The sequence below is a fragment of the Streptomyces cavernae genome (genome assembly GCF_004023625.1).
Taxonomy (GTDB): Bacteria; Actinomycetota; Actinomycetes; order Streptomycetales; family Streptomycetaceae; genus Streptomyces; species Streptomyces cavernae.
In genome coordinates, this window is the sequence record NZ_RPDJ01000056.1 from 26,699 (window position 1) to 46,101 (window position 19,403).

Consider the following 19,403-nt stretch of genomic DNA (forward strand, 5'->3'; position numbering starts at 1 on the left):
GGGGAACGGGTGAATGACGCATGAGCGATGAGGAGAAGATCCTCGGCTACCTGAGGAAGGTCACGGCCGATCTGCACCAGACGCGGCAGCGACTGAACGAGGCCGAGGCACGCAACCGGGAACCCGTCGCGATCGTCGCCATGGGCTGCCGCTTCCCGGGTGGCGTGACCGACCCCGAGGGCCTGTGGCAGCTGCTCGGATCGGGCACCGACGCCATGACCGAATGGCCGCAGGACCGCGGCTGGGACACCGACGCGCTGTACGACCCCGAGCCCGGGACCCCGGGGAAGAGCTACACGCGCGTCGGCGGATTCGTCGACCGCGTGGCCGACTTCGACGCCGGCTTCTTCGGCATCTCGCCCCGCGACGCCGTCGGCACCGACCCCCAGCAGCGGCTCCTGCTGGAGATCTGCTGGGAGTCCCTGGAACGCGCCGGCATCGACCCCACGACGCTGCGCGGCAGCCGCACCGGAGTGTTCGCCGGCACCAACTTGCAGGACTACACCACCCTGCTGAGCCTGTCGGACAACGCGGGCGACGACGGGGTCGGCAACTCCTCCAGCGTCGTCTCCGGCCGCGTCTCCTACACCCTCGGCCTGGAGGGCCCCGCGGTGTCCCTCGACACCGCGTGCTCCTCCTCGCTCGTCGCCCTGCACCTGGCCGTGCAGTCGCTGCGCTCCGGAGAGTGCGACCTCGCGCTCGCCGGCGGTGTCACCGTCATGTCGACGCCCACGGTCTTCCTGGAGTTCAGCCGCCAACGCGGGCTCTCCCGCGACGGGCGCTGCCGCGCCTTCGCCGACGCCGCCGACGGCACTGCCTGGGGCGAGGGCGCCGGCGTCCTCGTCGTCGAACGCCTGGCCGACGCACGCCGCAACGGCCACCCCGTGCTCGCCGTCGTCCGCGGCTCGGCCGTCAACCAGGACGGCGCCTCCAACGGCCTCACCGCACCCAACGGCCCCTCCCAGGAGCGCGTCATCTGGCAGGCGCTCGCCTCCGCGGGCCTCGCCCCGGCGGACGTGGACGCCGTCGAGGCGCACGGCACCGGCACCACCCTCGGCGACCCCATCGAAGCCCAGGCCCTGCTCGGCACCTACGGCCAGGACCGGCCCGCCGACCGGCCGTTGCTGCTCGGCTCGGTGAAGTCCAACATCGGCCACACACAGGCCGCCGCCGGCGTCGCAGGGGTCATCAAGATGGTCCTCGCACTGCGCAACCGGCACCTGCCGGCCACCCTGCACGTGGACCGGCCGTCCACCCACGTCGACTGGTCCGCCGGCCACGTCGAACTGCTCACCGGCGCCCGGCCCTGGCCGGCCGTCGACCGGCCGCTGCGCTGCGGCGTCTCGTCGTTCGGCGTCAGCGGTACCAACGCCCACGTCATCCTCGAACAGCCCCCGACGCCCGACGACCCGGCACGGCCCGACACCGACGGGCCCGGGCCGGCCGCCCGAGCCGGCGGACCCTTCGCCTTCCCGGTGTCCGGACGCACCGCCACCGCACTGCGCGCCCAGGCCCGCCGTCTGCGCGACCACCTGACCGCTGACGACCGCCCCGCCCCGCACCCCGCCGACCTCGCCTGGTCGCTGGCCGCCACCCGGCCCGCCCTGGAGCACCGCGCCGTCGTCGTCGCCCACGACCACGACGAACTCCTGGCCGGCCTGGACGCCGTGACGCGGGGTACTCCCGCACCCCTGGTCGTCCGCGGCACCGCCGACACCGAGGGCGGACCCGTCTTCGTCTTCCCCGGCCACGGCCCCCAGTGGATGGGAATGGCCACCGAACTCCTCGAGGGCGACGAGCGGTTCCGCACCCACTTCACCGAAGTCGCCGCGGCCGTCGAGCAGTTCACCGAATGGAAGGTCCTCGACGTCCTGCGTGGGGCTGACGGGGCCCCGCCCCTGGAACGCGTCGACGTCGTCCAGCCCGCCCTGTTCGTGGTGTGCGTCGCGCTCGCCCGCCTGTGGCAGTCCTGCGGCGTCCGGCCCGCCGCCGTCGCCGGCCACAGCCAGGGCGAGATCGCCGCCGCGCATGTCGCAGGCGCCCTCACCCTCGAGGACGCCGCCCGCCTCGTCGTCACCCGCGCCCGCGAACTCGCCCCGCTCTCCGGCCGCGGCGGCATGGTCTCCGTACTCCTGCCGCTCGCCGACGTGGAACGCCGACTGGCCCGCTGGGACGGCCGCCTCGTCGTCGGAGCGGTCAACGGCCCCCGCGCGGTCGTCGTCTCCGGCGAGGAGGACGCACTCACCGCGCTCCTCGCCGAACTCACCGGCGAGGGCGTACGGGCCCGCCGCGTCCCCATCCGCTACGCCTCGCACTCCGCCCAGGTCGAAGAGGCACGCGACGCCCTCCTCGCCGGGTTCGCGCCGGTCACCCCGCGCCCGGCCGACCTGCCGCTGTACTCCACCGTCACCGGCGACCGGATCGAGGACACCACCGCACTGGACGCGGACCACTGGTACCGCAACGCCCGGCAGGCCGTCCGCTTCGAGGACACCGTCGAAGCGCTGGCCGCCGCCGGACACCGCGTCTTCGTCGAGGTGGCCCCCCACCCGGTGCTCACCAGCGCCGTCAGCGACGTCCTGGACAACCGCGGCGACACCGAAACCGCGGTCGTGGGCACTCTCCGCCGGGGCGACGGCGGCCCCGGACGTTTCCTGCTCTCCCTCGCCGAACTCCACGTCCGCGGCTGCCCGGTCGACCTCGGCGCCGCCCTCGAAGGCGGCCCCGGACAGCGCGTCGATCTGCCGGTCTACGCCTTCCAACGCCGCCGCCACTGGCCCGAGTTCACCCGGACCGGCAACGCGGACAGCACAGACCTCACCCGGCGCACCACCGACGCGCCGTTCTGGGAAGCCGTCGAACAGGGCGACATCGCGGCCCTCACCGCCGCCCTCCACCTCGACGAGGACGCCGTCGCCCACGTCGTACCGGCCCTCGCGCACTACCGCCGGCACAGCACCGAGACGGCCGTCGCCGACTCCTGGCGCTACCGCATCGCCTGGCAGCCCGTCGAGGACACTCCCGCACCCGCCCTCACCGGCACCTGGCCCGTCGTCGTCCCACAAGGCGGCGAGGACGGACCCGAGGCCACCGCCCTGCGCGCCGCTCTGCTCCGCGCCGGCGCGAACCCGGTGACCGTCGCCGTGGACTGCGCGGCCGATCGCGCCTCCTTCGCCGCCGCGCTCACCGACGCCGTCACCGAAGCAACCGGAATCCTCTCGCTGCTCGCCCTCGACGAGGACCCCCTGCCCGGGCTCCCCGCGGTGCCCAGGGGATTCGCCGGGACCGTCACCCTCGTCCAGGCGCTGGACGACCTCCACGCACACGTCCCCGTGTGGTTCACCACCCGCGGCGCCGTCGCCACCGGCACGGACAGCCGACCCGACGCCCCCGTCCAGTCGCTGGTCTGGGGATTCGGCCGCGTCGTCGCCCTCGAACAGGCCGACAAGTGGGGCGGCCTCGCCGATCTGCCGACCACCCTGGACGACTTGGCGGCCGACCGGTTCACCGGCGTGCTGGTCCGCCGCGACCACGAGGACCAGATCGCGATCCGCGGCACCGGAGTGCTCGGCCGCCGGCTGCTGCACGCCGCCACCGGGGCACTGCCCGGCAGCGGCCGCTGGACCCCGCAGGGCACCGTCCTCGTCACCGGCGGCACCGGCGCCCTCGGACGCCACGTCGCACGCTGGCTCGCCCGCTCCGGCGCCCGCGACCTGCTGCTCGTGAGCCGCTCCGGCCCCGACGCCCCCGGCGCCCGCGAGTTCACCGACGAACTCGCCGCGCTCGGCGCCCGCGCGGAGCTCGCCCGCTGCGACATCGCCGACGCGGACGACCTCGCGCGCCTGCTCGCCGCCGTACCCGCCGAACGGCCCCTGACGGCCGTGTTCCACACGGCCGCCGTCCTCGACGACGGCGTCATCGGCTCCCTCACCCCCGAACGCCTCTCCGCGGTCCTCCGCGTCAAGGTGGGCGGCGCCCTCAACCTCGACGCCGCCACCGCCGGCCTCGACCTGTCGGCCTTCGTCCTGTTCTCGTCGTCCTCCGGCGTCTTCGGCAGCCCCGGCCACGGCAACTACGCCCCCGGCAACGCCTTCCTCGACGCCCTCGCCGAGGACCGCCGCGCCCGCGGCCTGCCCGCCACCGCCGTCGCCTGGAGCGGCTGGGCCTCCGGCGGCATGGCCTCCGGCGCCGTCGGCGAACGCCTCGAGCGCCACGGCGTACGCCTCATGGACCCCGACATCGCCGTCACCGCACTGCAGCACGCCCTCGACCACGACGACACCTCGCTCGTCGTGACCGACACCGACTGGGAGGTGTTGGGCGCCGAACTCGCCAAGGGCCGCCCCCGCCGGCTCTACGCCGCGCTGCCCGAGCTACGGCACCTCCTGACCGAAACCCGCAGGACCGCACCACAGCAGGAGCACACGGGCGGGCGCCTCGCCGAGCAGCTCGCCCCGCTCGGCGAGCGCGACCGCAGGCAGGCACTGCTCTCCCTGGTCCGGGCGCACATCGCGTACGTGCTCAACCACTTGGGGCCCGAGGACGTCGAACCCACCCGGGCCTTCCGGGAACTCGGCTTCGACTCCCTCACGGCCGTCGAACTGCGCAACACCCTGGGCGAGGCCACCGGCCTGCGGCTGCCGACCACCCTCGTCTACGACTACCCGACGCCGGCCGCCCTCGCGGAACACCTCAGCGCCGAGTTGGCGCCCGCGGACACCCCACCCGCCGCCACGCCCGTGGCCGTCGCGGCACGGAACGCGGACGCCGAGGACGACCCGATCGCCATCGTCGCCATGGCGTGCCGGTTCCCGGGGGACGCCGGCACCCCCGAGGAGTTCTGGCGACTCCTCGCCGACGGCACGGACGCCATCACCGCCTTCCCCGAGGACCGGGACTGGGACCTCGACGCGCTGTACGACCCCGAACCCGGAAAGCCCGGCAAGGTCTCGAGCCGCGGCGGCGGCTTCCTGTCCTCCTTCGCCGACTTCGACCCGGGGTTCTTCAACATCTCGCCGCGCGAGGCTGCCGCGATGGACCCGCAGCAGCGGCTGCTGCTGGAGATGTCGTGGGAGACGTTCGAACGGGCCGGCATCGACCCCAGGACCCTGCGCGGCAGCCGTACCGGTGTGTTCGCCGGCACCAACTACCAGGACTACTCCTCCCGGCCGCTGGCCCTCGACGAGGACGCCGGCGGGTATTTCGGCACCGGCAACTCCGCGAGTGTGATGTCCGGCCGGCTCTCCTACACCTTCGGCCTGGAGGGCCCCGCGGTCACCGTCGACACCGCCTGCTCGTCCTCCCTCGTGGCCCTGCACCTCGCCGTGCGGTCGCTGCGCTCCGGCGAGTCGGACCTCGCGCTCGCCGGCGGTGTCACCGTCATGTCGACCCCCGGGCTGTTCCTCGACTTCAGCCGGCAGCGCGGTCTGGCCGCCGACGGCCGCTGCAAGTCCTTCGCCGACGCCGCCGACGGCACCGGCTTCTCCGAGGGCGGCGGCATGCTGCTGGTGGAACGGCTCTCCGACGCCCGCCGCCACGGCCACCCCGTCCTCGCGGTCGTCCGGGGCTCCGCCGTCAACCAGGACGGCGCGTCCAACGGCCTCACCGCGCCCAACGGCCCCTCGCAGCAGCGCGTCATCCGCGCCGCCCTCACCGACGCGGGCCTGACGGCCAACGACATCGACGCCGTCGAGGCGCACGGCACCGGCACCACTCTGGGCGACCCCATCGAGGCCCAGGCCGTCCTCGCCACCTACGGCCAGGACCGGGCGGCGGACCGCCCGCTGTGGCTCGGCTCGGTGAAGTCGAACATCGGCCACACCCAGGCCGGAGCGGGTGTCGCGGGCGTCATCAAGATGGTGGAGGCGATGCGGCACGGCGTGCTGCCCGCCACCCTCCACATCGACCGGCCCTCGACGCACGTCGACTGGGAGGCGGGCGACGTCCGCCTGGTCACCGAGGCCGTCGACTGGCCCGACACCGGCCGGCCGCGCCGCGCCGGCGTCTCCTCCTTCGGTATCAGCGGCACCAACGCCCACGTCGTCCTCGAAGCCGCCCCGCCCGGCGAGAGCGAGGAAGGCGAGGAAAGCGAGGAAGGCAAGGAGACCGAGGAAAGGGCGGAAAGCGAGGTAGGCGAGGCACACGGCGATGCCGGTCGCGGCCCGTCCGTCATCCCCTGGGTGCTCACCGCCCGCAGCGCCACCGCCCTGCGCGACCAGGCGAGCCGACTGCTCGAACACCTCGCCGCCCGGCCGGGGACCGACCCCCGCGACGTGGGCCTGTCCCTCGCCACCACCCGTACCGCCTTCGAACACCGGGCCGTCGTCCTCGGCGCCGGCCACGCCGAACTCACCGAAGGTCTCAGGGCACTTGCCGACGGCCGCAGCGGACCGCAGACTCCGGCCGGCGTCGCGCGCAGCGGCGGCCGGACCGCGTTCCTCTTCACCGGCCAGGGCGCCCAGCGCCCCGGCATGGGACGGGAACTCCACCAGGCGTTCCCCGTCTTCGCCGAGGCCTTCGACGCGGTCTGCGCCCACATCCCAGGGCTGCGCGAGGTCGTCCTCGGTGACGACACCGCCGATCCCGACGCCGCCGCCGAGGCCCTGAACCGCACGGAACACACCCAGCCGGCCCTGTTCGCCTTCGAGGTCGCTCTCCACCACCTGCTGGAGTCCTGGGGAATCGTGCCGGACCAGGTCACCGGCCACTCCGTCGGAGAACTCGCGGCGGCGCACATCGCCGGCGTGCTCTCCATCGAGGACGCGTGCACGCTCGTCGCCGCCCGCGGCCGGCTCATGCAGCGACTGCCCGCGGGCGGGGCGATGGTCTCCCTGCAGGCCACCGAGGCAGAGGTACTGCCCCTGCTCGCCGGGCGTGAGCAGGAGATCGGCATCGCAGCCCTCAACGGGCCCTCGGCCACGGTCGTCTCCGGCACCGAGGACGCCGTCACCGCCGTCGCCCAGCAGGTGGCGGCGATGGGCCGCAAAACCTCGCGGCTGCGCGTCAGCCACGCCTTCCACTCGCCGCTGCTGGATCCCGTCCTCGACGACTTCCGGGCCGTCGCCGCCGGGCTGACCTACCGGACGCCGCGCCTGACCGTCGTCTCCGGCATGACCGGTGAACCGGCCGGCGCACAGCAGCTCACCGACCCCGAGTACTGGGTGCGCCACGTCCGCGAACCCGTCCGCTTCCACGACGCCGTCCGCCGTCTGCGCGACCTCGGCGCCACCCGCTTCCTGGAGGTCGGCCCCGACGCCACCCTGACCGCCCTGGCCACATCCGCCCTGAGCGACCCAGACCGCGCCGAGCCCCTGCTCGTACCGGCCGTCCGCAAGGACGTCCCCGAGGTCCGCGGCGTCCTCACTGCACTCGGCCGGCTGTTCGCGGGTGGCCTCGAACCCGACTGGCGGCCCCTGTTCACCGGCGCCCGGCCCGTCCCCCTGCCGACCTACGCGTTCCAGCGGGACCGCTACTGGCTGCCCGCCGCGCCGTGGACCGGTGACCTCGAGGGCGCCGGCCTGGAGACGGCGGCACACCCCTTCCTCGGCGCCGCGGTCAGCCCCGCCGGCTCCGACACCGTCCTCCTCACCGGACGGCTGTCGCTGCGCACCCACCCCTGGCTCGCCGACCACGCCGTACTCGGCCGGGTCATCCTGCCCGCGACCGGCTATCTCGACCTCGCCGTCCACGCGGGCGACCGCACCGGCTGCGGCCACCTCGCCGAACTCACCCTGCACAGCCCGCTCGTGATCCCCCGCGAGGGCGCCATGCAGCTCCAGGTCGCCGTCGAGGCGCCCGACGAGCGGGGCCGGCGCGCGTTCGGCGTGTACGCACGCCCCGCCGACACCGACACCCCGTGGGAGCGGCACGCGCAGGGCATCCTCGCCCCCGAGGCGCCTGCCACCCCGGCCGCGGACCTGACCGCCTGGCCCCCGCCGGGCGCCCGCACCGTGGCCTCGGGAGACCACTACGAACGGTTCGCCGCCGCCGGTTTCGCCTACGGGCCGAGCTTCCAGGGCCTCGGTACCGTGTGGCGGCGCGGCGACGAGGTGTTCGCCGAGGTCGCGCTGCCCGAGGAGTACCGCGCCGACGCGGCGGACTTCGGCCTGCACCCCGCCCTGCTGGACGCGGCCGTACAGGCACTCCTCGTCGAACTCCCAGGCGGGGCGGGCGAGTCCGGGGCCGGGGAACCGATGCTGCCGTTCGCGTGGAGCGGTCTGACACTGCACGCCGAAGGCGCCACCGCCCTCCGGGTGCGGTTGGCGCCGGCCGGTCACGACCACGGCTTCTCCGTGCTCGTCGCCGACGGCGGCGGCCGCCCCGTCGCCTCCGCCGACTCCGTCACCCTGCGCGCCGTCCCCGCCGACCGGCTCCCGGAACCCGGCGACCGCGCGCCCGGACTGCTGCGCCTCGCCTGGAGCCCCGCGCTGCCCGCCCCCGCCGCGCCCCGTCCGGAGTCGCTCCGCTGGATCATCCTCGGCGACGGCGACGACACCGTGGCCCGGGGTGTCGACACCGGGGGCGTCCACCTGGAGACCTACGCCGACCTCGAAGCGCTCGGCAAGGCCGTGGACACCGGAATGACCATGCCGGACGTCGTGCTCGTGGCCGTGGGCCGCCACCGCCCCGGGGCGGACGCCGACGTCCCCGGCGCCGTCCGCTCGGTGCTCGCACCCGCCCACGACCTGATCCGCGGCTGGCTCGACGACGAGCGGTTCGCCGCCTCCCGTCTCGTGTTCGTCACCCGGTCCTGCGTCGCCACGGACGACGACGCCGTCCACGACGTGGCCGGCGCCGCCCTGTGGGGGATGGTCCGCTCCGCGCAGGCCGAACACCCCGGCCGATTCCAGCTCGTGGATCTGTCCGGCGGGCATGCCGGCCACGAGGAACCGGACGAGCCGAACCAGCCGAACCAGCCGAACCAGCCGAGCCGGCCGAGCCGGCCGAGCCGGCCGAGCCAGCCGGGCGAGCCGGGCGAGGCGGGCGAGGCGGGCCAGCTGGACGAGCCGGAACAGCTGGACGGGCCCGACGACGTCGGCCTCCTCGCCGCCGTCACCGCCGACCACCCGCAGAGCGCGATCCGCGGCGGCCGGGTCCTCCTGCCCGACCTCGCGCAGATCGCACCCGGCCCCACCGACGCACCCGCCCTGGCGTCCGGCACCGTCCTGGTCACCGGCGCCACCGGCGCCCTCGGCAGCACGGTCGCCCGGCACCTCGTCACCTCCCACGGAGTGCGCAGCCTGCTGCTGGCCGGCCGCCGCGGCGCCGACGCCCCCGGCGCGAGCGCGCTGTGCGACGAACTCACCGCGCTCGGCGCGGACGTCACCCTCGTCGCCTGCGACACCGCCGAACGCGCCGACGTCGAACGGCTCCTCGCCGCCGTCCCCGCCGACCGGCCGCTGACCGGTGTCGTACACGCCGCGGGTGTCGTGGACGACAAGCCGGTCACCGCCCTCGACTCCGAGCGCTTCGAGCGGGTCCTGCGCCCGAAGGCCGACGGCGGTTGGCTGCTGCATCAACTCACCCAAGGCCACGAGCTGTCCGCGTTCGTCCTGTTCTCCTCCGCCGCGGGCACCTTCGGCTCCCCGGGCCAGGCCAACTACGCCGCCGCCAACGCCTTCCTCGACGCACTCGCCTCCCACCGCCGCTCGCTCGGACTGCCCGCGTCCTCCCTCGCCTGGGGGCTGTGGGAGAACGACAGCGCCCTGACGGCCGGTCTGTCCGAGACCGACCGCCGCCGTATGGCCCGCGGCGGTATGCGACCGCTGACCGCCGAGGCCGGACTACGCCTGCTCGACGCCGCGTTGACCACGGACCATCCCGCCCTGGTCGCCATGGACACCACCGCGGGCCACGGTGCCCTTAAGGCCCTCCTCCGGCCCGGCGGCCGGCCGGCCGCCCGGCGCAGCGCGGCGAGCACTCCGGCGGCGCCGACCGTGTCGGCGCGCCTGGCGGGACTCGCCCCGGCCGAGCGCCGCACCGCGCTGGTCGACCTGATCCGCGAGCTGGCCTCGACGGTCCTCGGACACACCTCCGCCGACGCGGTGGAGGGCGACCGCCTCTTCACGGAGCAGGGCTTCGACTCGCTGACCGCCGTCGAACTGCGCAACCACCTTGCCACCGCGACCGCGCTGCCCCTGCCACCGACCCTGCTGTTCGACCACGCCACCCCTGAGCAACTCGCCGCCCACCTCGACCAGCGGCTGTTGGACGCACCGGCGACCGCCCCGTCCGACGGAGGCAGGGCACCGGCCGACGGGCCCGCCCCGCACGCCGGGGACACGCTCAGCGGCCTGTTCAAGCAGGCCTGCGAGAGCGGCCGGGTCGACGAGGGGTTCGCCCTGCTGCAGGCCGCCGCCGCACTGCGGCCGACCTTCGCCTCGCCGCGGGAACTGGCCGCGGCGCCCGAGCCGATCCGGCTCTCGAAGGGCGAGGCGGGCGTGCCGTTCGTCTGCTTCAGCTCCTACGTGGCGCTGGCGGGCGTGCACCAGTACGCCCGGTTCGCGTCGGTGTTCCGCGGCGAGCGCGACGTATGGGCCCTGCCCACCCAAGGCTTCGGTACCGGTGAGGCGCTGCCCGCGTCGTTCGACGCCGTCGCCGCGCTCCAGGCGGAGGCGGTCGACCGGGCGGCCGGAGACGGCCCCGTCGTCCTCGTCGGCTCATCGTCGGGCGGTGTCCTCGCCCTGGCCGCCGCCCGGCACCTCCAGGAGCAGGGCAGGCCGCCGACGGCCGTGGTCCTGCTCGACACCTACATGCCGCGCGCCGACTCGCCGTTCCTGCGGTTCTCCCAGCAGATGCTGGGCGGCATGTTCGACCGCGAGTCGATGTTCGCGCACATGGACACCGACCGGCTGACCGCGATGAGCTGGTACGTCAGCATGATCGGCGAATGGGAACCCGGCCCGCTGGACAGCCCGGTCCTCCTGGTGCGCTCCAGCGAGCCCCCGGTACCGGCCGGGACGACCGGTCCGCTCGAGCCGCACGAGTGGCAGGCGGCGTGGGAGAGGGCACACACCGTCATCGACGTCCCCGGCAACCACTTCACGATGATGGAGGCCCACGCCCGTTCCACGGCTGCCGTCACCGACGACTGGCTCCGGCGCCTGGCCTGAGCCCCGCATGCCTCACCGGGGGCGAAACGGCCCCGGAGCTGATGAACGGAGATGAACATGAAGCGGTTCTTACGCGTCACCGCCTGTGCAGCCGCGGCGATCGCGGGTGCGCTCGCGGTTGCCCCTGCCGCGCGGGCCGCCACCGTTACCACTGCGACCGCGGCGGATTACGTCTGCGACGACGGCAGCTTGGAAGCCAGGAGCATCACCATCCCGTAGGCCCCGAGATGTTGCTCGTGTGGGGCACCAACTGCACGGGCTCCCTGCCCGAAGTAGGGCAGGATGTGAGGATCACCCGCACCATCACCGACGGCACACAGACCTGGCGGTGCCCCGACTGGTACCGGCCGAGCGAGGTGGTGCTCACGGGCGGCCGGGTGTGCGAGCGCCTGAGCTGATTCTCCGGCGCCCGTGAAGCGCAAAGACAGTGGCGCCCCCCGGCATCCGCCGAGGGGCGCCGATCGCGCTCCGGCGCTCAGTCCGCCCAGTGCGGGGTGTCGGTGACGGTGACCACGGCCGCGCTGCACAGCCAGCCCGGTCCCTGGGAGACCAGCAGCACATGGTCGCCCGGGGACACCTCGCGGGTGCGCACCAGGTGCTCGAGGGTGATGAACACATCGGCGCCGCCCACGTGTCCCACCCCCTTGCCGAACTCCCAACTGCACCGCGACATCGGCAGGCCCAGCGGCATCATGACCGAGTACTCGATCATCCTGCCGTCCATGTTGATCGGCACCACCCTGGCGAGGTCGGACGCGTTGAGGCCGGCGTCCACCAGCGACCGGTGGATGATGTCGAGGTCGAACAGGGTCAGCTTCTCCATCGTCTCCGACAGGGGCATCCGCTCGGCGAACTGCTCGGCCCGCTCGACCATGTCGGACGTCGGCCCGGCGTCCTCGCGCAGCAGCAGCGGACCGTCCCCGCGGTGCCACGACTCCAGCTCGTGCAGCACTCCCGAGTTGAGGGAGCGCACCTCGGCGAAGCCCTCCTCGTCGCTCACCAGGGCCGCGGCCGCGCCGTCGCCGAGGATGTAGGCCTGGCCCAGCCCCTTCCAGCGGTCCATGGACGGCGAGGAGAAGTTCTCGCCCGCCGTGAGCAGGACGGAACCCGCCTCGGCGGCCCCTGTGAGCTTGCCGATCGCCACTTCCAGGGCGCTGAGCATGCCGTCGCAGCCCTGCTGCAGATACAGCGCGGGAATCGTGCCCAGACCGAGCTCCCGCAGGATGTAGCCGGGCGGATAGCAACCGTCCGGGCCCTGATAGTGGACGGCGCTGTGGATGTGCGCCCCGAGGTCCTCAGGGTCGATCTTCGAACGCTCCAGCGCGGTCCGCGCGGCCTGCACGGCCAGGTCCATGGCCGGCACGTCACCGGAGACATGTGTGCCCGTCAGCCCGTTCGCCGCCTGGGTCTCGGCGTCCAGTTTTCCCTCGGCCACCGCCTGCTCGGCGTCGGCCCACTCGTGCAACACGACGCCCAGCGACTCGATGTACACGTTTTCGACCTTCATCTACCTCTCCCATCAGAGTCATGACAGCGCCGGGGGGGGGGGGGGCCCCCCCCCCCCCCCCGCCCCCCCCCCCGCCGACCCCCCATCAGAGTCAATCCCGCGCGGGGCGGGGGGCACCCACCGTCGGGGGCCGCGCCCCCCGGCCGGAATACCGTTCATCCGACCGCTGCGGCAGACCGGTTCACCGGGCAGCCGCAACGGGCGCGTTCAACGAGCCGCCGCGGCGGTCGCGTTCAACGGGCGAGCAACTCCTTCTTCAGATGGCGGGCGAGTCCGGCGGGCGTGGCGAAGTCGAACACCACGGTCGCCGACAGGGGCAGCCCGGTCGCCTCGACCAGCGCGTCGCGCGCGGTCAGCGCCGTCAGGGAATCGAAGCCGAGTTCCCGCGTCTCGCCGTCCGGCGGCACCGCACCGCCGCCCGGGAGCCCGAGGGACGCGGCGAAGTGACCGCACACCAGGTCCACGACGGCGTCCTCCTGCTCCGCGTCCGACAGCGCCGCCAGCCGGTGCCGCAGCCCGGACGGATCCGCGACCGCGTCCCGCGCCGCCCGGCGGGCCGGGCCGCGCACCAGTCCGCGCCGCAGCGCGGCGGAGCCGGTGAGCGGGCCGGGGGAGACGGCGCCGCCCAACTCGGAGCGCGCGGCGACGACCGCGGCCCGCCCCAGTGAGCGCGCCACGTCGAACAGGTCCCGTGCCTCCCGCGACCGCAGGTCGGCCCCGCGCACCGACACGGCGGGCACGCCCCCGGCGCGCAGGCGTGTCGCCCACGCGTCGAGGAACGCGCCGACCGCCTCGGCGAGGAGCCCGGGAGCCTTCGGGGCGCTGACGGGGGAGTGGAGCACGAACGCCGACACATCCCCGGGCGCGAGCCCGTAGCCGAGGGCGAGCGCGGGGTCGACGACGGGCCGCAGCACCGCGTCGACGTCACCCTCCGCCCCTTCGGACGCGCTGTCCACGGCCGCGGTGTCCACGGCCGCGGTGAACAGCACGGCGGACGGCCCGGCCGCCCGGAGCGCGCGAGCGGACGCCGCCGGATCCGCGGCATTCCAAGAAGCCACGGACACGGAACCTTCCGGCCCACCCGGTTCCGCCGCGCCGTCCGCCGCGGCCCCGCCCGCCACCAGCACGTCACGAACGCCGTGCTCGGCCACCATGTACCGGGCCAGATCCACGCCCCCGGCACCCGCGACCACCAGCGGACCGGAGCCGTCCCACGCCGATTCCGCCATGCCGTCGCCAGGCTCCACGCGTTCGATGCGCGGCACCCGCACAGAACGGCCGCGCAGGGCAAGCCGGGGCTCGCCCGAGGCCACGGCGTCCGGCAGGACCCGCCAGGCCCGCTTGGAGCCATCGGTGTCCACCAGGACGAAGCGCCCAGGTGCCCGCTCCTGCGCCGCACCGACCAGCCCCCACACGGAGGCGGCCGGCAGATCCAGCGCCGAGGACGCACCCCAGGCGGGTACGGCATTGTCGGTCAGCACGACCAGACGGGACCCGGCGAACAGCGGGTCGGCCCACCGGCGCGCCCACTCCAGGCCGTCACGAACGGCACGGCGCACCGCGCCCGCTGTGTCCGCCGCGGCCTCGGCCGCGGCGGTGGTACGGGAGACGACCACCACGTCGGGGGCCGCGGCACCGTTCTCGACGGCCTTCGCCAGGGCGTCGAGGTCCGGATGCGTCTCCGAGTAGCGCCCGGCGGCCATCAGACCGGCCCGCGCGCGCAGCGGATCGTCACCGACGACCGCCCACCGCTCGCCCCGCTCCGGGGCCGCCGCGAGTCGCACGTCGTCCCACACCTGCGCGAAAAGTCCGTCCTGCTGGGCGGCCGACGCCTTGACCAGTGCCGACCGGGTCAGCCGGCCGGAGGCCACGCACTCCACGCTGAGCACCGGGTCTCCGGCCGCGTCGGCGGCCTCGACGCCGAACCCGCCGTCGGGGCGCGGCCGCACCCGCACACGCAGCACGGACGCCCCCGAGGCATGCAGCGTCACCCCGTGCCAGGAGGCCGGCCACCACACGCCGTCGCCGTCCGGCGCGGGCACCCGGAGGTCAGGGTCCACCGGGGTGTTCAGGAGCGCGGGCCGCAGCACCGCGTCCAGCAGGGCGGGGTGCAGCCCGAACCGGGCACCCCGCTCGCGGCTCTCGTCGGGCAGGGCGACTTCGGCGAACAGCTCGCCGTCGCGCCGCCAGACGGAGCGCAGCAGCCGGGCAGGACCGGCGCCGTACCCGGCTGGGGCGGCACCCGCGTCGGCCGGAAGGTCCGGAAGATCCGGGAGCTCCGGAAGTTCCGGGAGCTCCTCCAGCGGGACATACCGGGCGCCCACCGGAGGCCACACGGCCAACTCCTCTGGGGGCGGGGAAACCGCCCCGGGCGCGAGCGTGCCGGACGCATGGCAGCGCCACGGCCGTCCGGCCGCGCCCTGGCCGTCCCGGCGCGCGTGCACCGTCACGGGGCGTACGCCGTCGTCGTCGGCCGCCCCGACGGTCACCCGCACCTGGACCCCGTCCCGTTCCGGCAGCACCAGCGGCTCGCCGGTGCTCAGCTCCACCAGCCGGCCGCAGCCGACGTGGTCCCCGGCGTGCCGGGCCAGTTCGGTGAGGACCGCGGGCGCCACTACGGCAGTGCCGGCGACCTCGCGCGACAACAGCGGATCACATCCGTCGCCCGGCAGCCGGCCCGAGAACAGCACGCCGTCGTCGCCGGGCAGCTCGACCGTGGCCTGCAGCAGGGGGTGCGCGCCGTCCACCAGGCCCAGTTCCAGGACCTCTTCGAAGGCGCGCGCATTCCGCGCCGCCGTCCGGGCCCCGTGCCACAGCAGCCGCCCCCGCAGGCCGCCCAGGCGCTTGCGGACGATCTTCCCGGCGGGGTTGCGCGGGATCTCCTGGACCTCGTACAACTCCTCGGGCCGCTTGAAGGCCGACAGCTCCGTGCGGCACGCGGCCAGGACCGCATGCGCGTCGATGCCGCCGGGACCGGGCACCAGATACGCCACCGGCACCTCGCCGAGTGCCTCGTGCGGCTTCGCGCCCACGGCCGCGTCCGCGACTCCCGGCACCCGGGCCAGGACCTTCTCGATCTCACCGGGGTGGATGTTCTCGCCGCCGCGGATGATGAGCTCCTTCACCCGGCCGGTGATGGTGAGATACCCGGCGTCGTCCTGCCACGCGATGTCCCCGGTGCGGTACCAGCCGTCCGACAGCACCCCCGCGGTCGCCTCCTCCTGCCGGTGGTAGCCGAGCATGAGCGCCGGACTGGAGACCCACACCTCACCCTCCGCACCCCGGGGCACCTCGATGCCGGTCCGCGGATCCGTCAGCCGGAGCGTCAGCCCCGGCACGGGCAGCCCGCAGGAGCCCGGTACGTACGGGCCCTCGGGCAGGTTGGTGGTGATGGCACCGCCGGTCTCGGTACTGCCGTAGCTGTCCAGCAGGGCGCGGCCGAACACGGCCCGGAACGCCTCGTGCAGCGGCACCGGGCACGAGGACCCCGCGACCATGCACAACCGCAGGTCCTGCGGGGTGTCCAAACCGCCGGAGCGGGCCTGCTCCACCATATGGCGGTACATCGTCGGCACCCCGACGAGGAACGTGGACCGCTCCTCGCGGGCGGTACGCAGGATCTCCTCGGCCGCCAGCCCGTCGGTGATCCGGGCCGTCGCGCCGACCGCCACCACCCCGAGCACGCACACGTTGTGCGCGACGGCGTGGAACAGCGGCATCGGCCACAGCACCCGGTCCTGCGGCGACAGCCCGAGGACCGGGGCGGTGCACGCGCCGGTCGCCCACAGCGACGACCGCTGGGTGGAGAGCACGCCCTTGGGGCTGCCGGTGGTGCCGGAGGTGTAGAGCATCCAGGCGGGCTCGTCCAGGTCCAGGTCGTCGCGCGGCGGATGCCTTATCGACCAGGTCGTCGCCAGGGTCTCGTACCGCGGCAGGCCGTCGTCCGCCCCCTCCGGGCCGGGGGAGTCGGCCTCCCCGAACCCCGGGAAGCCGGCCTCCCCGGACCCCGGGGAGCCGGCCTCCTCGGGCCCGGAGGAGTCGGAGACGACCACGACGCCGATGCCCGGGCGGTCCGCCAACACCCGGCGCACCTGCGGCAGTTGCGCGGTCCCGGCGATCACCATCCGGGCCGCGGAGTCGTCCAGCAGATACGCCAGTTCCGCGTCGGTCGACTGCGGATTGAGCGGGACACCGACCGCGCTCGCCCGGGTGATGGCGAGGTAACTCTCCACCGTCTCCACGCGGTTGGGCAGATAGATCACGGCGCTCGCGCCGCGTTCCAGGCCCAGCTCCGCGAGGTGGCCGGCCACCCGGGCGGTGCGCCGGTCGAGTTCGGCGTACGTCACCGAGCGCCGCGCGTCGCGGAACGCGGTCTGCCGCGGCCGCTGCGCGGCGTGCCGGGCGAGCAGTTCGTGCAGCGGCCGGACGAGATCGGCACGGAACATCTCACTCACGCTCCTGAAGTTCCCGACGTTCAGGCGGCCGAGCGGTAGCGGCGCACCGCCAGCGTCCGGCACACCAGGGCGATGACGATCGACCAGACGAGGGACACGGTCGCCGCGTGCTGCGCGGGCCAGGCGTTCGACGCGTGCACTCCGGGGTTGCCGAACAGTTCCCGGGCCGCCTGCACGGTGGCGCTGAGCGGGTTCCACTCCGCGGCCCACCGCAGCGGGGCCGGGAGCGTGGACGGTGCGACGAACGCGTTCGACAGGAACGTCAGCGGGAACAGCCACAGGAAATTGCCGGTCGCGGCGGCTTCCGGCGCCCGCACCGACAGACCGATGAGCACGCCCACCCACGACAGGGCGTAGCCCATGAGCAGCAGCAGCGCGAATGCCGCGGCGGCGCGCGGGAGTCCGTTGTGGATGCGCCAGCCCACGATCAGCGCGCAGCCGACCATCACCGCGACCAGGACGACGTTCTGCGCCAGGTCGGCCACCGTGCGGCCGGTCAGCAGCGCACCACGGGTCATCGGCAGCGAGCGGAACCGGTCGACCATGCCGCTGCGCAGGTCGTTGGCCATGCCCACGCTGCTGTTGCTGGCGGTCGCGAAGGCGATGGTCTGGGCGAAGAAGCCCGCCATCATGTACTCCCGGTACGCCTCCGGGCCGCCCGCGCCGGGCAGGCTGAAGGAGCCCGCGAAGAGGTAGGCGAAGAGCAGCACGAACACGATCGGCTGCACGAGGCTGAGAATCAGCACCTCGGGAATGCGGACCATCCTGATCAGGTTGCGCCGCGTGACCACGACCACGTCGCGGACCGCCTTCCCCGCGGACGGGGGGCGCAGCGTGTCCACGGCGCTCCCGGACTGAACCGCCCATGCCACGGTCATCACCCCTTCTCGCTCGACGCACCGGCGGAAACCATCGCGTGCTCGGACCGGCCGGCGAGGGCCGGATCCGTGAGGGCCACGAACACCTCGTCGAGGGTCGGCCGGCGCAGACTGATGTCGCTGATCTCGATGCCGGCGCCGGCCAGTGCGCCGATGACCTCCGTCAGCAGGCTCACCCCGCCGTCCACCGGTGCGGAGACGAGCGATCTGGTCCGGTCCACCTCCGGTGGCCTGAGGCTGAAGCGGCTCAGCAGCGACGCGGTGCCGTCGATCTGCTCGCCGCGCTCCACGATCACCTCGACCTGCTGCCGGCTGGTCTGTGTCTTGAGTTCGTGCGGCGTGCCCTGCGCGATGATCCGGCCGTGGTCGACGACGGCGATGTCCTGGGCGAGCCGGTCCGCCTCCTCCAGGTACTGCGTGGTCAGCAGCAGGGTGGTGCCCGCCCCGACCAGCCGGTCGATGGCGTCCCACAGCATCAGGCGGCTGGTGGGGTCCAGTCCGACCGACGGCTCGTCGAGGAACATCACCGACGGCCGGACCACCAGCGCGCAGGCCAGGTCGAGGCGTCGGCGCATGCCGCCGGAGTACGTGCCGGACGAGCGGTCGGCGGAAGAGGTCAGGTCGAACTGGGTGAGCAGTTCGTCCGCCCGCTGCCGGGCCGGGCGGGCCCGCAGACCGTACAACTCTCCTATCATGCGCAGGTTCTCACGGCCCGTCAGCCTGTCGTCGACGGCGGCGAACTGACCGGAGAGCCCGATCGACCGGCGTACCCGGTCCGGTGCGCGGACCACGTCATGGCCCGCCACCGTCGCGGTGCCCGCGTCGGGGCGCACCAGGGTGGTGAGCACCCGGACGGTGGTGGTCTTGCCCGCTCCGTTGGGGCCCAGCAGCCCCAGCACGCTGCCTTCCGGGACCGTGAGGTCGATTCCGTCGAGGGCCCTCAGCTGTCCATAGGTCTTGACGAGGCCCTCGGCGTGGATGGCGCCCGGCATGGCTTCTCCGTCCTGTCTATGCGTCCGGTGGTGGGCCGCTTCAGTTCGCCGAGATGAGCTTGAGCTCGGGGTGGGCGGTACCGCCCGCGATGGCGGTGGACGAGATGTGGGAGACGACCCGCTCGTCGACGGGGTCGTTCGCCGGGTCGTCGTTGACGACGATGTGCTCGTACGTCGTCGACCGCTGCGCCGGCACCCGGCCCGCACCGCGGATCAGCGTGATCAGCTCCATCAGGTTGGAGCGGTGCTTGGCGCCCGCCGAGGAGACCACGTTCTCCTCCAGCATCACGGAGCCGAGGTCGTCGGCGCCGTAGTGCAGGGTCAGCTGTCCGGCCTCCTTGCCGGTGGTCAGCCAGGAGCCCTGGATGTGGGCGACGTTGTCCATGAACAGCCGGGCGATCGCGATCATCCGCAGGTACTCGAAGATCGTCGCCTGTGTGCGGCCCTTCAGATGGTTGTTC

6 protein-coding genes and 1 pseudogene are annotated in these 19,403 nt (G+C 74.2%); 2 read left to right on the forward strand and 5 right to left on the reverse strand.

Annotated elements, in window-relative coordinates; translation table 11 throughout:
* Positions 1-20: 20 nt before the first annotated feature.
* Positions 21-11,111 (forward strand): type I polyketide synthase, encoded by an 11,091-nt coding sequence (locus EF387_RS49560; RefSeq protein WP_128381910.1) that lies wholly within the window; start codon positions 21-23, stop codon positions 11,109-11,111.
* A 57-nt stretch (positions 11,112-11,168) separates the two neighbouring features.
* Positions 11,169-11,330 carry a hypothetical protein gene (locus EF387_RS46915; protein ID WP_155589825.1) on the forward strand — a complete coding sequence of 54 codons (162 nt, stop codon included), beginning with the start codon at positions 11,169-11,171 and terminating at the stop codon, positions 11,328-11,330.
* A gap of 256 nt (positions 11,331-11,586) precedes the next feature.
* Here the strand turns inward: EF387_RS46915 and EF387_RS42220 are convergent, their stop codons facing one another.
* The 5 genes and pseudogenes from EF387_RS42220 to EF387_RS42240 form a co-directional block, all read right to left on the reverse strand.
* Positions 11,587-12,618, reverse strand: coding sequence for a ketoacyl-ACP synthase III family protein (locus EF387_RS42220; protein WP_128381911.1), 1,032 nt, complete (start codon positions 12,616-12,618; stop codon positions 11,587-11,589).
* A 233-nt stretch (positions 12,619-12,851) separates the two neighbouring features.
* Positions 12,852-17,063 (reverse strand): AMP-binding protein, encoded by a 4,212-nt coding sequence (locus EF387_RS42225; RefSeq protein WP_128381914.1) that lies wholly within the window; start codon positions 17,061-17,063, stop codon positions 12,852-12,854.
* A gap of 29 nt (positions 17,064-17,092) precedes the next feature.
* The gene (locus tag EF387_RS42230; RefSeq protein ID WP_128381912.1) at positions 17,093-17,950 is read right to left on the reverse strand and encodes an ABC transporter permease; all 858 of its coding nucleotides are present in this window, start codon (positions 17,948-17,950) and stop codon (positions 17,093-17,095) included.
* On the reverse strand, positions 17,950-18,942 hold the full coding sequence (locus EF387_RS42235; RefSeq protein WP_128381913.1) for an ATP-binding cassette domain-containing protein: 993 nt from the start codon (positions 18,940-18,942) through the stop codon (positions 17,950-17,952). The genes EF387_RS42230 and EF387_RS42235 overlap by 1 nt, the downstream gene beginning before the upstream one ends.
* Before the next feature lie 40 nt (positions 18,943-18,982).
* Positions 18,983-19,403, reverse strand: a pseudogene (locus tag EF387_RS42240) (dehypoxanthine futalosine cyclase); the annotation flags it as partial.

What these genes read in the sequence shown, in the direction of transcription:
- EF387_RS49560 (WP_128381910.1), top strand. Translation starts at nt 21, where the DNA reads ATGAGCGATGAGGAGAAGATCCTCGGCTACCTGAGGAAGGTCACGGCC.
- EF387_RS46915 (WP_155589825.1), top strand. Translation starts at nt 11,169, where the DNA reads ATGAAGCGGTTCTTACGCGTCACCGCCTGTGCAGCCGCGGCGATCGCG.
- EF387_RS42220 (WP_128381911.1), bottom strand. Translation starts at nt 12,618, where the DNA reads ATGAAGGTCGAAAACGTGTACATCGAGTCGCTGGGCGTCGTGTTGCAC.
- EF387_RS42225 (WP_128381914.1), bottom strand. Translation starts at nt 17,063, where the DNA reads ATGTTCCGTGCCGATCTCGTCCGGCCGCTGCACGAACTGCTCGCCCGG.
- EF387_RS42230 (WP_128381912.1), bottom strand. Translation starts at nt 17,950, where the DNA reads ATGACCGTGGCATGGGCGGTTCAGTCCGGGAGCGCCGTGGACACGCTG.
- EF387_RS42235 (WP_128381913.1), bottom strand. Translation starts at nt 18,942, where the DNA reads ATGCCGGGCGCCATCCACGCCGAGGGCCTCGTCAAGACCTATGGACAG.